Consider the following 12,646-nt stretch of genomic DNA (forward strand, 5'->3'; position numbering starts at 1 on the left):
GTTGTACGTCTGCCGGCCCGGGTCGGCCGACGAACGCTCGAGACAGCGTGAGCCTCCCGATCCTGATTACAGACATAAGCGTGTAACGGGGTATTCAAGTTCGGACTTCGGGAATTGCTTGGTAACCAATACATACGCATACCCAACTGATGTGTGATAAGACATGTATCGATTCACAGCTGCGGAACGGGTTCAATTCCGTGTAGCAGTACAGATACGTGGATTTTGAAAAGCACCCTCATAACCGACCGATACGGTGGTTGATACAGTGGTCTCCCCGTACCTGCCCACCAGCGCCCCACACAGTTTCTATCCAGTCTCCGGTCGACGAAAGACGACTTCCGGGCCGTACCGACCGCGACTTCGGCACTCTTCCGCTACTGAACGCGCTAGATCGATACTCGAGCGGCTACTCGCCTAACCTCGTCCGCCAGTACATACGTTTATTGCCATTTCGGGATTTCTCTATGATTTATTACCTTTCGAGACGCTCGAGAGACCAGCTGTCGGGGCCGGCGGGCGAGTCCGACCTAGGCAGGTTGAAGGCCGCGTGTTCGAAACGGGAGGGCGTATGGACGAACCGGGTGATCGGCGGCGACGATGAGTGAAGCGTCGACGGAGGAGACGGCGCATACGGCCGGTGAGATCCGAACGATCGCGCTCGCGGTCATCGCCGGCATCTTCTTCGGCGGGGTGGCGACCGGGGTCGCGTTCCCGACGCTGCCCTTGCTCGACGAGAAACTCGTCATCTCCGCGGTCATGCTGAGTTTCATCCTGTCGGCCAACCGCATCGCCCGACTGTTGATGAACACGCCTGCCGGAACGATTATCGACCGCTACGGCGCGCGGAAACCGATGATCTTCGGGCTCTTCACGCAGGCGCTCGCGCCCTTCGGCTACATTCTCGGCCTGAACGCGCCGGCGACGATCCTCGGCTCCGTTCCGGGGCTCGGCGAGGTGTCGCTGCCCGGTCTGGTCTTCGTCCTCTCGAGACTGTTCTGGGGTGTCGGCAGCGCCTTCGTCTTCATCGGTGCTTTCGCTACCATCACCTACGTGACGACCGCGGACAACCGTGGCCGCTGGATCGGCTACATGCGCGGCGGCCAGTCGCTTGGCTTCCCGACCGGGCTCATCGTCGGCGGGGTCCTGACTGACCTCGCCACCATGGAGACCGCCTTCCTCGCTGCGGGCGTCCTCGCGCTGATCGCCGGCACGATCGCGACGCTCGTCCTTCCCAACGTCCACAGCGGCACCGACACCCGATCGACCGGCCTGCGCGAACTGCCGTCGCTGCTTGCCGGTCGCCCCACCGTCCTCCTGATCGGCTTCGGCAACTTCACCGTCCAGTTCCTCTGGGGCGGGATCATCCTCTCGACACTGGCCCGGTACGCGAACGTCTACGACCTCGAAATCGCACTGCTGGGCGCGGCGGGGGTAAGTGGCGTGGTCATGGCGGTCGGCGTTCTCACCTCGGGAGCGACGACGCTCGGTACCAGCTGGATCTCCGACCGGATGAACGACCGGACGCTGTTGACGGTGCCGGCGTTCCTGTCGATGGCTGCGGGCTTTCTGCTCATCGGCTCCGTCCCGACGATCGAGGCGTTGTTGGTCGCGATCGCGCTCGTCGGCGGCGGGATGGGCGTCGCCGCACCCGCGCTGATGGCCATTCTCGGGGACCTCACGCCCGGCGACGAACTCGGTCGAATGGGCGGTGTCTACAACGTGATGGGCGACATCGGACTCAGTCTCGGGCCGCTCGTGGCGATCCCGGCCGTCGACAGCTGGTTCGGGTATCAGTGGACGTACGTCCTCTGTGCGGCCCTCGTCACGAGCTGTCTGCTGTTCGTCTCCGCGCCGCTGCTTCGCAACCCCGACGTTTCGACCGTCGCGGCCGTCGAGGCGGACTGACCCGGCGTCGTGTGGCCGCTGCGTTCAGCCGGCACGTCCGGGCCGCCTCGAGAACGCCTTCATCCGACCAGCAATCGATATCGGTCCGATAGATAGCACGTTCTATAAGAATTATTTCATATTTGTTCGAAACTCCGAATGCGCCGTTCGCCGGTACCGCCGGAAAACTGAGCCGATGCGTGGCCGGTTGCTCGGCGCTTCGGAGGCGGTTTTGCTCCCCAGCGTTCGGTTTCGGGTCGGACCGCGAGTTCCTCGCAGTTCGTAATCGAACATCGCGTCACGAATGGCTCTGCCGTGGTTTCGATGGCGGATTATCGCTCTACTCTGCGATTTCCGAGCCGGGTGGACGGTTGCTGAGCAGACGTATATATACTATTTTCGAGTAGTATTGCGAGTTGGGACGTCGTCGGTCGACGACTCCGTCGAGGGCGCTCGAGTCGACACCTCACTCTGACGACCGATGGCCATTGACGATCGATACGATACAGTGTACCACGACACATATTCGTCGAACCGAATACATCGGCCGTCGGTTGTCACTCTCCGACCGTCGTCCCCGTTCGCGGTCGAAGCGAGCGTGGCCGTTCCGCGGATCGACTCGGCGAAAAACGGAGAGAAACTCAACACGGGTTTGTGACATATCGGTCACGTACCGCACACACTTTTGTACTCGCTGACCGAACAGTCAGGACATGCGAGCAGCCGTACTCGAAGAACATGGGGAACCGCTCGCGGTCAAAGACGTCGACTATCCCGAACCGGAACCGGATCAGGTCGTCGTCGAGACCGAGGCGTGTGGGGTCTGTCGCAGTGACTGGCACGCCTGGCAGGGCGACTGGAACTGGATCGGGGCCGGCGTCCCGGAGGGGCAGATCCTCGGCCACGAGCCCGCCGGCGTCGTCTCCGAGGTCGGCTCGGAGGTCGAGACCCTCGAGGCGGGCGACCGCGTCGCGGTCCCGTTCCACCTCGGGGACGGCACCTGTCCGCACTGTCGCGAGGGGCGGGCCAACAACTGCGAGACGGTACTCCCGCTGGGGCTGTCGGAGTTCTCCCAGGGCGCGTTCGCGGAGGCGTTTGCCGTCCGGGAAGCCGACTTCAACTGCGTCAAGCTCCCCGACGAAGTCGACTACGACGAGATGGCCGGCCTCGGCTGTCGGTTCATGACGGCCTACCACGCGCTGGCCGACCGCGCCGACCTCCGGCCGGGCGACTGGGTCGCCGTCCACGGCTGTGGTGGCGTCGGCCTCTCGGCGATCCACATCGCGGACGCGCTGGGAGCCCACCCGATCGCGATCGACCTCGTCGACGACAAGCTCGAGCGCGCCGAGGAACTCGGCGCCCGCGAGACGGTCAACGTGACCGAGGTCGACAGTTCGGCCCAGGCGGTCCAGGAGATCACCGACGGCGGTGCCGACGTCTCCATCGACGCGCTGGGCGTCGCCGACACCTGCAAGAACTCGGTCAACAGCCTCGGCACGCGGGGCAGCCACGTCCAGGTCGGGCTGACGACCGGCGAGGAGGAGGGCCAGATCGAACTCCCCGTCGACGTCATGACGATGCAGGAGATCGACTTCCACGGCTCCTTCGGAATGCCGCTGGTCCGCTACGAGGAACTGTTCAAGCTGATCGCACAGGGCACCCTCGAGCCCAGCAAGATCATCGGCGAGCGACTCTCGCTCGACGAGCTACCGGAGACGCTGGCCTCGATGGACGACTACGAGACGGTCGGTATTCCGGTCGTCACGGAGTTCTAACCGGCGATAGGTAGCCGCCGCTGGCGGCTCGAGCGTCGGAAACCCCGGGCGGGGCGGGAACCGCCCTGGGCGTGAGAGACATGAGCGTACTCGAAGCGGGGCGAGTCCACATCCGAGCGATCCGGGCACGAACGCACGCAATCGGCTGCTTAGCGCGTCGCCGTTGACCGAACGCGTACCCGGCGGGGCCTTTCCTCCCCGCAGGCCGGACAATGCAGGCAGTGGACATTGTTATGCAGTCACTTGGGTGGCGGTAGCCCCCTCTGATCGAACGCAGGTGGCGTCTAACGCCGGTGTAGCCGGCTACTACGGACCGATGGTTCTCCGCACGGTCGGTCCCGGGCTTGCCTGCGACGGTTCCAAAGGGATGGCACTGGACGCCGTGTCGGTCCCCATGAACGACGCCATCGACGCCGGGCCGGTCCGGATCGGCATCGTCGGGCTGGGCTACATCGGCAGGACCGTCGGCGGACAGTTCCACCGCCACGCGGACGCGACCGTCGGCGCGATCTGTGACCTCGAGTCCTCGGTCCGCGAGAAGGTGGGCGATCAGTTCGGAGTCCCCGCGGACCGCCGGTTCGCCGAGTACGAGACCATGCTCGCCGAGGCGGCCCTCGATGCTGTCCTCGTGGGGACGCCACACACGCTGCATTACACACAGGTCGTCGCCGCCCTCGAGCGGGGCTGTCACGTCTACTGCGACAAGCCGCTCACGACAGACCTCGAGCGGGCCCGGGACCTCGCCGACCGCGTCGAGGGGAGCGACCGGACCGTGATGGTCGGTTACCAGCGCCACCTCCAGACGGCGTTTCGACGGGCCCGCGAGCGGTTTGCCGACCGCGACCCGGAGTGGGTGACCGCCTCGATCACGCAGGACTGGATCGACGATTCCCGCGGTACTTGGCGGCTCGATCCGGACCGCTCGGGCGGCGGCTTCCTCTACGACACGGGCAGTCACGTCCTCGACGGCGTTCTCTGGACGACCGGGCTCGAGCCCGCCTCGGTCGCCGCCAGCATGGACTTCCACGACGAGGCCGGCCGGGTCGACCGCCGCGCCCACCTCGACGTCGCGTTCGAGAACGGCGCGACCGGGACGTTTTCGTTCCACGGCGACGCGCCGTCGGTCCGGGAACACGTCCATTTGTGGGACGACGCGGGCGCGGTCTACCTCGAGGGGACCCAGTGGGGCCCCCGAGAGGTCCGCGAGATCGACGCCGACGCCGGCGAGTATACTCCCTACGTCGACCCCCGAGGCGAGCGGTCCCGGGCCGACGCCTTCCTCGAGAGCGTCCGCGAGGGGACCGAGCCGCCGGCGACGGTCCGGGACGCCCTCCGGGTGACGGCCCTGACCGAAGCGGCCTACGAGGCGGCGAGGACCGGAAAACGAGTCCCCGTCGGCGACTGATACGGTTTGCTGTACCGATGTATCGGTGCGACCGCGACACAGCCTACGGTCGCACCGGAAATGACGTACAGCAGACCGTCTGAGTTCCCGGGTCGTGGCCACGCCTCGAGTCCGGTTCGACGCCGGTCGGGAGCCGCCGAATCGGTGCCCGGTAATTACGGTATTTCGTCAGGAAAGACGATTTTTCGTCCGTCGAACAGCGACGGGTTCGTCGTTCCGCGTTCCCACTTCTGTCCGGTGGTTACGGTGTTATTACCCGGCCGTTCGGGAGCCGGAGCGCCGACGGCATCGCCACGGTGGACCTCGAGCGGCCGAGACCGGGGTAAGAGGGCGATAGCTTCCCGTCGCTTTCGGTTACAAGCCGGATAACTACAACCGGTCGTGGCTATCGAACGGGTATGATCACCTGCACTAACTGCGAGACCGCCCAGTTCCTGCAGATCACGCAGAGCCGCGTCTACTTCGAGGACGGCGAGATGATCAACGAGATCTCCGAGACCTACGAGTGTACGCTCTGTGGCGCGACCGGGAAGTACGTCTACGACGAGGACCGCGACGAGGAGACCGTCACCGGCGAGGTCGAACACACGACCGAGCGCCCGAAGTACGCCTGACCCGTCGCCCCCGTTCGGGGGCGTCCGACCGCGAACCGTATGATCTCGCCGATCACGAGGGCGGTCCTCGCGCGATCCTGATCAGTCCTTCTCGTTCGTTTCTTCCGTCTCGTCGATGCCGGCGTTCGAACTGCTGATTCCCAGTTCCTCGAGCCCCTCGAGGGCCGCGTCCGGCTCGGTGTCCTCCCGGTCCGCGTTCGGATCGTCGTAGTGGGTGCGGCGACCGGCGGCCGCCATCCGCCGGTGGGCGTCCCAGTCCTCGAAGAGCCCGTACTCGTTCATCGTCTCCATGCCGGCGATCGCCGCGGTGAGCTTGATGCCGACCAGCGGGATATCGGCGATCGAGACAATCACGTCCGCGCGGAGGATCGCTCCGTCCCGGAGCAACACATCGAGGACATCGACGAGGGTCTCGTCGTCCTTTCGCGGTCTCATAGGTTCGGGTTCGTGTGTTCGCCGTCGGTTCCGTCGCCTCCCAGCTCGGGCGCGAACGTATACGGCGGCCACGGCCCCGTGAACCGGACCTCGAGGCCGTCGGTTGCGGCCACGTCGTCGAGGATCGAGCCGATCACACCCTCGTCGTCCTCGTGGGCCAGCAGGGTGAGCCGCGTGAGGGTCTCACCGCCGTCCACGTCGCGGCCTGCGCTCGCGTTCGAGTCCGACCCGCTTCCGGCCACGTCGTCCGACAGCCCCGCGCTCGGCGACCGCCCGAGGGCGTGGACCTCCCTGGCTTTCGCGGCCAGTCGCTCCTGCAGGTCGGCGGTCACCGACTCCCGGCGGGCCGCCCGAAGTTCGGTCAGCCGCTGGTCGAACTGCTTCTCGAGCAGGAAGGCGGTTCCCTCCTCGGCGTCGGCGATCCGCTCGTCGAGGTCGCGCAGGCGGTCGTCGCACTCGATCAGCGCCGCGTCGTCGATCGGATCGATCTCGACGACCTCGACGCGGTACTCCCAGTGGCCGGCGAGGCCCTCAAGGGCCTGCTCGAGGATCGTTCGCTCCTCGCGGAGCCACTCGCGCAGGCCGTCGTCGTCGCCCCGGAGGATCGTATCGAACTGGAAGGGGATCGGCGTGCCGAAGGCCTGGCCCGCCTCGTCGACGACCGTCTGGTGGCGGACGAGCCAGCGCCTGATCTGGGCGAGATCTCCGGAGTCGTAGATGCCGTCGCAGGCGTGGACGACCGCGCCGATGCCGTCCGCGACGACGACCGACACCGGCTCGCCGTCGACGCCGGTCGTCTCGAGCGCGGCGTCCCCGTCGGCCCGAACGAGACAGTAGAGGTACCGCCCCTCGTCGATCGACGGGGCGTCGGCCGGCTCCGCGGTCCCTGCCCCCTCGATCGTCTCGAGCCGGTCGGCGGGGTCCTCGAGATCGTGGTCGCTCATTCGGACTCTCCCCCGAAGACGGAGTGGCCGGGTTGCGTCGTCGCCGTCGGCTGGCCGTGGAGTTGTTCGATCGCGTCGTTGACCAGCCCGTCCAGATCGCTTCGAAGGTCGTCGACGCCATCCTCGATCCCCTCGTCGTCCTTGAGCCGCTCGATCTCGGTCTCGATTCTGGCGAGTTGGCCGCCCAGCCGCTCGATCTCCTCGTCGGTGAGATTGCCCGACTCCATGCGCCGGACCGCCTCGCGCTCGAGGGCGTCGATCAGGATCTCGACGACAGCGATGACGAGCGTCATCAGCCCGTCGCGAGCGTCCTCGCCGTCGCCGACGTCGATCGCCGTCACGGGTCGTCACCCCCCGATTCGGTCTCCGACTCCGCGTCCGGGACGGCCTCGTCGTCTGCGTCTCCGTCGCTCGAGTCGGCGTCGCTCGAGTCCGCCTCGTCGTCACTGAGCAGATCGAACCCGCCGCTGGTGGGCCGCTCGGGGTCGGGTCTGGCACCGAGTCGTTCGCTGACCTGTTCCTCGTCGCCGACGGCAAGCTTGCTCTCGGTCGATTCGCCGCCTCGCCCGTCGTCCGCCGAGGCTGCCTCACCGTCGGCGTCCTCCTCGGCCGTGACGTTGACGCCGCGAGTCGGATCGATCACTGGGTTTGGCCGATCCTGCTCCGCGATCGCGGGGTCGTCGACCGCCTCGGCGACCCGGCGCATATCGGTTCCTTCGGGGAACTCGAGGCCGTACTTCGCCGCGGTCTCGAAGGAGGCGATAGCGGCCCGGACCTGGACGCCGAGCAGTTGGGTATCGCCGATCGAGACGGCGATGTCGGCGTTGATGACGATTCCCTTGTCGAGTAACATCTCGACGACCTCGGCCAGATCGGCCTTCTGGCGGCTGGGCTGGAAGTCATCGGGCACTGCGATCACCTCCGTGACGGGTCGTCGCGGCGCAGTCGGTCGTCGCACGCACCTCGCTGTCGGTCGGTCGGCGGAGTGGTGGGTCTGTCATCGTTGGGTCTCCTGTCGGGTCATCGCTGCCGCTCCTGCCGTTCGTTTCGCCGCTGGCGCTCCGGCCGTTCGTTCTGTCGCTGCCGTTCGCGCTCGAGTTCGAACCGGCGGCCGTAGATCCGCTTGCGGCTGGGTGCCGTCGAGAGCTTCACGTCTTGGGGCACCGTCGAGTAGCGGGCCCCGCCGCCGAGATCGCGCCGGTCGACGGGCATCGTCGAGGACGCCGTCGGGTTCCGCGAGTTCGTCCCCCTGTCCTGGCGGCGCATCTTCTCGCGGTTGAACTCGTACAGTCGCTCGAACTTCTCGTGGGTCTCGAGCAGTGCGGCCCGAAAGGCGTCGATACCCCGCATCGCCTGCTGCTGGATGGCGACCTGATAGGCCTCCGGGTCCTCGGCGACGTCGATGTCGCCCAACGCTTCCTTGGCCGCCGCGCCGGCGTCCATGCCGCTGTCGAGGACGCCATCCTCGTCGTCGCCGAGCAGGCCCTCGCCGTCGTCCCCGCCGTCCGCGACGTCCGAGACCGCGTCCTCGAGCATCCCCGCGTCGTCGCCGTCCTCGAGGTCGTCGAGGGCGGCGTCGAGTTCGCGCTTGTTTTCCCAGACGTCGGTCAGGTCCGCGGCGTTCCAAGCGTTCAGGAGGTCGATCGCGCCGAGGAGTTCCGTGAAGTCGACGAGGTCGGTTGCGCCCGTCTCCTCGTCGGCCACCGCGTCGGGGATCTCCCCGAGTTCGATCGCGTCGAGGAGTTCGTCGCCGTCGACCGCGTCGGGCAGTTCGCTCACGTCGATCGCCTCGAGCAGTTCGGCGGCCTCCTCGGCGACCCGAACGAGGGTATCGAGGTCGCCAACGACCGTCTCGAGGGTGTCGTCGTCGAGGTCGTCGATCGTCTCGCTGTCCGCGAGCGTCCCCTCGAGTCGCCCGATGCTCTCGATTGCGTCGTCGACCAGCGCCTCGAGACTCTCCTCGGACTCGGCGTCGCTCATGTGTCGCCTCCGCCGTCCGTCCCATCGTCGGCGGCTGTCTCGTCGTCAGTAGCGGCGTCGTCCGCTTGCGCTCGGACGTGAACCGTCAGTACACCGTTTCTCATCTCGGCCTCGGCGGTCCGCTCCGCCCACGGAACCTTGACCCGATCGAGTTCGGTCCCGTCGACGGCGACGACGAGCGTCGAGTCGTCGAACCCGACCGTGACGTCCGCCGGATCGACCCCGGCGACGTCCGCCGTGACGAGCAGTTCGTCCTCGTGTTCCCGGGTGGCGACGTGATGATCGCTCGAGGGGCTCGTGGACCGAACGCGGCGGTTCCGCGATCGGTCGCGGCCGGCCGTCCCCTCGCCCGGCCACCCGCCGAACGAACGCCGTTCCGACGGCGATGGGTCGGCGGTAAGATCGTCGCCGGATCGGATCGAGATATCGTAATCGAAGACCGCCCGGTCGCTCCGGCGACGGCCCGAGGTCGACGTCGTGTCGCCCTCCAAAGACTCCAGTGCGGACAGCAGGCTCGAGAGCCAGCTGTCGCTCTCGTAGTCGCCGTCGTCGGCCGATTCGTCGCGGTCGTCGGGGGTGCTGTCGGTCATTATCGTTTCACCTCTACGCGGCCGCTCGAGAGCCGCTCGTGAACGTCGCGGGCGACCTCGAGGTCCGCCTCGAGTCGCTCCTTGCGACGCCGGTACTCGTCCTCGTCACGCTCGCCGAGTTCGTACAGTAGCTGGTTCTCCTTGAGATCGGCCTCGAGGGCCTCGACGTCGTACAGCTCGTCGAGCGCGATCGAGTGGAGGGCGTTGATGATGCCGACGAACGGTCGGAACAGGAGGTCGTCGAGGATGAACATGGTTACTGTTGGGCGCCGATTTTCACGTCGACGAAGCTGTAGGGTGCGAACGGCCCGGTGTACCGGACCATGAGCTCGTCGTGATCGTCCTCGAAGCGGGCGATCTCGTCGTCGAACGCCGCCCGGTCGTCCTCGGCGACGAGATACGAGCGGTTACAGACGAGCCGGTCGCTGAACAGGTCGTTCTCGACGACCTGTGCGGCGACGGGATCGAGGCGGTCCGCGACCTCGGCCGCGATCGCCTCGCGGTCGACCTCGGCCCCGTCCTCGCTGACGAGTTTGAGCCCGAGTTCGACCGTGCCCTCGATGTCGTTCATCGCGCGCCGGAACGCGGGCCGCGCGCCGCGCAGGACGTTCTTCAGTGCCCGGTCGCTCTCGAAGGCCATGCCGAACTGCATCGGGACGACGGTCGTCCCGCCGTCGTAGTCCATGATCTCGCGGAGGACCTCGTCGTGGCGCTGTGCGTCCGCGTCGGTCTCCTCGGGGTCGGTGGTGTCGACGTCCGACACGACGGCTCCGAGCCGGCGATGCGAGATCGTATAGACGCGATCGGCACCGGCGACGGCCTCGGTCTCGAACTCGACGGTGTCGGCTTCGACGACGCCGTAGACGTATCGATTACTCATCGTTTCAGTGGGGGCGATAGCGGTACTCGTCCGAACGCTGGGCGGGAGTACGCGAGTATCGTCGTCGGGGCTACACCACCGTCCCGGGTTACCGTGGTGCTTGCAGTCGCAGCCCCCGTCGCCCTCCCGCCGGCGAGCCCGCTCGCGTCGCGTCGACGGCCGACTCGCCTCCGCCGGCTTGCAGTCGCAGTCCAAGCCGTGTTACGAACTCCCGCTGAAGAGCGGGTGTATGGCACAACCACAACGAAGACCCGACTCCTCGAGCCTCGCGGAGGTACTGGACCGCGTCCTCGACAAGGGCGTCGTCATCGACGTCTGGGCGCGGATCTCGGTCGTCGGGATCGAACTCCTGACCATCGAGGCCCGGGTCGTGGTCGCCTCGGTCGACACCTTCCTGCACTACGCGGAGGAGATCGCAAAAATTGAGCAGGCCACGGCGGAGGGCGACCTCGACGAGCTGGAGGAACTCGAGGTCGAGCCCCGCCCAGAGTCGTCGCCGAAGTCGGCGGAGTAACTCCCCATGGCCGACGACACGTCGCGCAAGCGAACGGTCCGCGGCACGAAGATCCGGGCCAGTCGCGAGCAGAAGGAAGGTCGCAAAGCGAAGAAAAAGCTCGCGCGAACGGCATCGAGCGTCGGCGAACGCAACGGCGACAGTCCCCTTTCCGACCCCGACGACGTCGTCCCCGAGCCGTTCGTCGAGACCGACGCCGTCCGGTCGCTGCGCGACCGGATCAACGGCTGGCTCGAGGCGGACCAGCCGGTCCACCTGATCGGGCCGACCGGCTGTGGCAAGACGGCGCTTGCCCTGTCGGCCGCCGCAGAGCGCGGTCGCCCGGTCGTCTGGCTCAACGGCGACGAGTCGGTCGACACCGCCGCGCTGGTCGGCTCCCACGCCGGCGGCGAACGCTACGAGGAACACGACCGGTACGTTAGCGGCGTCGACAAGAAGACCCAGATCGTTCGCGAGCGCTGGGTCGACAACCCACTCTCCGTGGCCGTCCGGGAGGGTGCGACGCTCGTCTACAACGAGTTCTCGCGCAGTGATCCCGCCGCCCACAACGTCTTGCTCTCGGTCTTCGAGGAGGGCGTCCTCGAGCGACCGGGCAAGCGCGGCGAGGACCGGACGATCGACGTTCACCCCGAGTTCCGGGCGATCCTGACCTCGAACGACGTGGAGTACGCCGGTGTCCACGAACAGCAGGACGCCCTGCTCGATCGGTTCATCGGCGTCCACGTCGACTACTACGACGACGAGACCGAACGCGAGATCGTCGGCGCACACGTCGACCTCTCGGCGGACGATATCGCGGCCATCGTCGCGAAGACGCGGGCGCTCCGGGACGAACTCGAGATCGTCGTCGGCACCCGGGCGGCGATCACCGCCGCGCAGGGGGTGGCCGTCTTCGACGGCCACGACGGGGACGGCGAGTTCGACGACGAGACGCTGACCCACGTCTTCACGGACGTCCTCGCGCCGAAGGTCGCCGGCGAGGACGGCGACGACATCGACGACTTGCGAACGCGGATCGGCGAGACCATCTAACCGACCCGGAGGCGATCGAACGAGTCACCGACCGAACACAGACCAATGGCCGAAGCCGAAACACAATCACGAGAGCAGTGCAAGGCCCGCACCGAGGACGGCGAGCGCTGCTCGCGGCCGGCCGGCGAGGACGGCTTCTGCTACCAACACGACGAGAATGATCCAACAGTGAGCGACAGCCAAGCGAGTCAGGAGGAGGAACAGGACGAGAGCGACGAGATCGAGGAGCCCCGCTCTCGCGGCACGACCCATATGACCGCCGACGAGATGACCGACCCCGACGAGGTCGAGAAGGAGGTCGACGTCGAGCAGGAGGAGATCGCGGGCATCCTCGCGGTTCGCGAGACGGTCCAGTCGACCGCCGGCCAACTCATCGGCCACGAGTTCGACGGCGTCAGCGAGATCTCGCCGACCGACGACGGCTGGCGCGCCGTCGTCGAAGTGGTCGAACGCAGAGCCGTCCCCGACACCCAGGACATCATCGGCCGCTACGAGATCGAACTCGACCCCGGTGCGACCGTCCACGGCTACCGTCGGGTCGACCGCTACCGGCGCGGCGACACCGCCCAGTTCGAGTGACTCGCTCGAGC

General features: G+C 66.9%; 15 protein-coding genes. 7 read left to right on the forward strand and 8 right to left on the reverse strand.

The window, feature by feature from the left end; genetic code table 11:
• The first annotated feature begins 600 nt into the window (after positions 1 to 600).
• The 4 genes from NP511_RS18480 (at position 601) to NP511_RS18495 (ending at position 5,681) form a co-directional block, all read left to right on the forward strand.
• The gene (locus NP511_RS18480; RefSeq protein ID WP_049966624.1) at positions 601 to 1,908 is read left to right on the forward strand and encodes an MFS transporter; all 1,308 of its coding nucleotides are present in this window, start codon (positions 601 to 603) and stop codon (positions 1,906 to 1,908) included.
• A 692-nt stretch (positions 1,909 to 2,600) separates the two neighbouring features.
• Positions 2,601 to 3,662, forward strand: coding sequence for a zinc-dependent alcohol dehydrogenase family protein (locus tag NP511_RS18485; protein ID WP_049966625.1), 1,062 nt, complete (start codon positions 2,601 to 2,603; stop codon positions 3,660 to 3,662).
• A gap of 367 nt (positions 3,663 to 4,029) precedes the next feature.
• The gene (locus NP511_RS18490) at positions 4,030 to 5,067 is read left to right on the forward strand and encodes a Gfo/Idh/MocA family protein (protein ID WP_084158317.1); all 1,038 of its coding nucleotides are present in this window, start codon (positions 4,030 to 4,032) and stop codon (positions 5,065 to 5,067) included.
• A gap of 398 nt (positions 5,068 to 5,465) precedes the next feature.
• Complete coding sequence (locus tag NP511_RS18495; RefSeq protein ID WP_006182085.1) at positions 5,466 to 5,681, forward strand: hypothetical protein; 216 nt, start codon at positions 5,466 to 5,468, stop codon at positions 5,679 to 5,681.
• A gap of 81 nt (positions 5,682 to 5,762) precedes the next feature.
• On the opposite strand, the gene gvpM is transcribed toward NP511_RS18495, so the two are convergent.
• The 8 genes from gvpM to NP511_RS18535 all read right to left on the reverse strand — a co-directional run bounded on the left by gvpM (position 5,763) and on the right by NP511_RS18535 (position 10,510).
• Positions 5,763 to 6,116, reverse strand: coding sequence for a gas vesicle protein GvpM (gene gvpM / locus NP511_RS18500; RefSeq protein ID WP_049966626.1), 354 nt, complete (start codon positions 6,114 to 6,116; stop codon positions 5,763 to 5,765).
• Positions 6,113 to 7,060: a gas vesicle protein GvpL gene (gene gvpL / locus NP511_RS18505; RefSeq protein ID WP_049966627.1), complete on the reverse strand. Its 948-nt coding sequence runs from the start codon at positions 7,058 to 7,060 to the stop codon at positions 6,113 to 6,115. Before gvpL ends, gvpM begins: the two co-directional genes overlap by 4 nt.
• Positions 7,057 to 7,401 (reverse strand): gas vesicle protein K, encoded by a 345-nt coding sequence (locus NP511_RS18510; protein ID WP_049966628.1) that lies wholly within the window; start codon positions 7,399 to 7,401, stop codon positions 7,057 to 7,059. Before NP511_RS18510 ends, gvpL begins: the two co-directional genes overlap by 4 nt.
• Positions 7,398 to 7,979 carry a gas vesicle protein GvpJ gene (gene gvpJ, locus NP511_RS18515; RefSeq protein ID WP_049966922.1) on the reverse strand — a complete coding sequence of 194 codons (582 nt, stop codon included), beginning with the start codon at positions 7,977 to 7,979 and terminating at the stop codon, positions 7,398 to 7,400. Before gvpJ ends, NP511_RS18510 begins: the two co-directional genes overlap by 4 nt.
• A gap of 101 nt (positions 7,980 to 8,080) precedes the next feature.
• Positions 8,081 to 9,040, reverse strand: coding sequence for a hypothetical protein (locus NP511_RS18520; protein ID WP_049966629.1), 960 nt, complete (start codon positions 9,038 to 9,040; stop codon positions 8,081 to 8,083).
• Positions 9,037 to 9,630, reverse strand: coding sequence for a DUF7127 family protein (locus tag NP511_RS18525; protein ID WP_006650649.1), 594 nt, complete (start codon positions 9,628 to 9,630; stop codon positions 9,037 to 9,039). Before NP511_RS18525 ends, NP511_RS18520 begins: the two co-directional genes overlap by 4 nt.
• Positions 9,630 to 9,884, reverse strand: coding sequence for a gas vesicle protein GvpF (gvpF, locus tag NP511_RS18530; protein WP_006650650.1), 255 nt, complete (start codon positions 9,882 to 9,884; stop codon positions 9,630 to 9,632). Before gvpF ends, NP511_RS18525 begins: the two co-directional genes overlap by 1 nt.
• Before the next feature lie 2 nt (positions 9,885 to 9,886).
• Positions 9,887 to 10,510: a GvpL/GvpF family gas vesicle protein gene (locus NP511_RS18535; protein ID WP_049966630.1), complete on the reverse strand. Its 624-nt coding sequence runs from the start codon at positions 10,508 to 10,510 to the stop codon at positions 9,887 to 9,889.
• A 229-nt stretch (positions 10,511 to 10,739) separates the two neighbouring features.
• On the opposite strand from NP511_RS18535, the gene gvpA reads away from it, so the two are divergent.
• Genes gvpA through gvpO form a run of 3 tightly spaced genes read left to right on the forward strand, consistent with a single transcriptional unit; the run spans position 10,740 to position 12,635 of the window.
• Positions 10,740 to 11,024, forward strand: coding sequence for a gas vesicle protein GvpA (gene gvpA / locus NP511_RS18540; RefSeq protein WP_006182094.1), 285 nt, complete (start codon positions 10,740 to 10,742; stop codon positions 11,022 to 11,024).
• A gap of 6 nt (positions 11,025 to 11,030) precedes the next feature.
• Positions 11,031 to 12,056 carry a gas vesicle protein GvpN gene (gvpN, locus tag NP511_RS18545; RefSeq protein WP_049966631.1) on the forward strand — a complete coding sequence of 342 codons (1,026 nt, stop codon included), beginning with the start codon at positions 11,031 to 11,033 and terminating at the stop codon, positions 12,054 to 12,056.
• A gap of 45 nt (positions 12,057 to 12,101) precedes the next feature.
• Complete coding sequence (gvpO, locus tag NP511_RS18550; protein WP_049966632.1) at positions 12,102 to 12,635, forward strand: gas vesicle protein GvpO, halophile-type; 534 nt, start codon at positions 12,102 to 12,104, stop codon at positions 12,633 to 12,635.
• Positions 12,636 to 12,646 lie beyond the last annotated feature (11 nt).

The sequence above is a fragment of the Natrinema thermotolerans genome (assembly GCF_031165565.1).
Taxonomy (GTDB): Archaea; Halobacteriota; Halobacteria; order Halobacteriales; family Natrialbaceae; genus Natrinema; species Natrinema thermotolerans.

Coding starts and splice junctions, on each gene's coding strand:
- NP511_RS18480 (WP_049966624.1), top strand. CDS start 601: ATGAGTGAAGCGTCGACGGAGGAGACGGCGCATACGGCCGGTGAGATC.
- NP511_RS18485 (WP_049966625.1), top strand. CDS start 2,601: ATGCGAGCAGCCGTACTCGAAGAACATGGGGAACCGCTCGCGGTCAAA.
- NP511_RS18490 (WP_084158317.1), top strand. CDS start 4,030: ATGGCACTGGACGCCGTGTCGGTCCCCATGAACGACGCCATCGACGCC.
- NP511_RS18495 (WP_006182085.1), top strand. CDS start 5,466: ATGATCACCTGCACTAACTGCGAGACCGCCCAGTTCCTGCAGATCACG.
- gvpM (WP_049966626.1), bottom strand. CDS start 6,116: ATGAGACCGCGAAAGGACGACGAGACCCTCGTCGATGTCCTCGATGTG.
- gvpL (WP_049966627.1), bottom strand. CDS start 7,060: ATGAGCGACCACGATCTCGAGGACCCCGCCGACCGGCTCGAGACGATC.
- NP511_RS18520 (WP_049966629.1), bottom strand. CDS start 9,040: ATGAGCGACGCCGAGTCCGAGGAGAGTCTCGAGGCGCTGGTCGACGAC.
- NP511_RS18525 (WP_006650649.1), bottom strand. CDS start 9,630: ATGACCGACAGCACCCCCGACGACCGCGACGAATCGGCCGACGACGGC.
- gvpF (WP_006650650.1), bottom strand. CDS start 9,884: ATGTTCATCCTCGACGACCTCCTGTTCCGACCGTTCGTCGGCATCATC.
- NP511_RS18535 (WP_049966630.1), bottom strand. CDS start 10,510: ATGAGTAATCGATACGTCTACGGCGTCGTCGAAGCCGACACCGTCGAG.
- gvpA (WP_006182094.1), top strand. CDS start 10,740: ATGGCACAACCACAACGAAGACCCGACTCCTCGAGCCTCGCGGAGGTA.
- gvpN (WP_049966631.1), top strand. CDS start 11,031: ATGGCCGACGACACGTCGCGCAAGCGAACGGTCCGCGGCACGAAGATC.
- gvpO (WP_049966632.1), top strand. CDS start 12,102: ATGGCCGAAGCCGAAACACAATCACGAGAGCAGTGCAAGGCCCGCACC.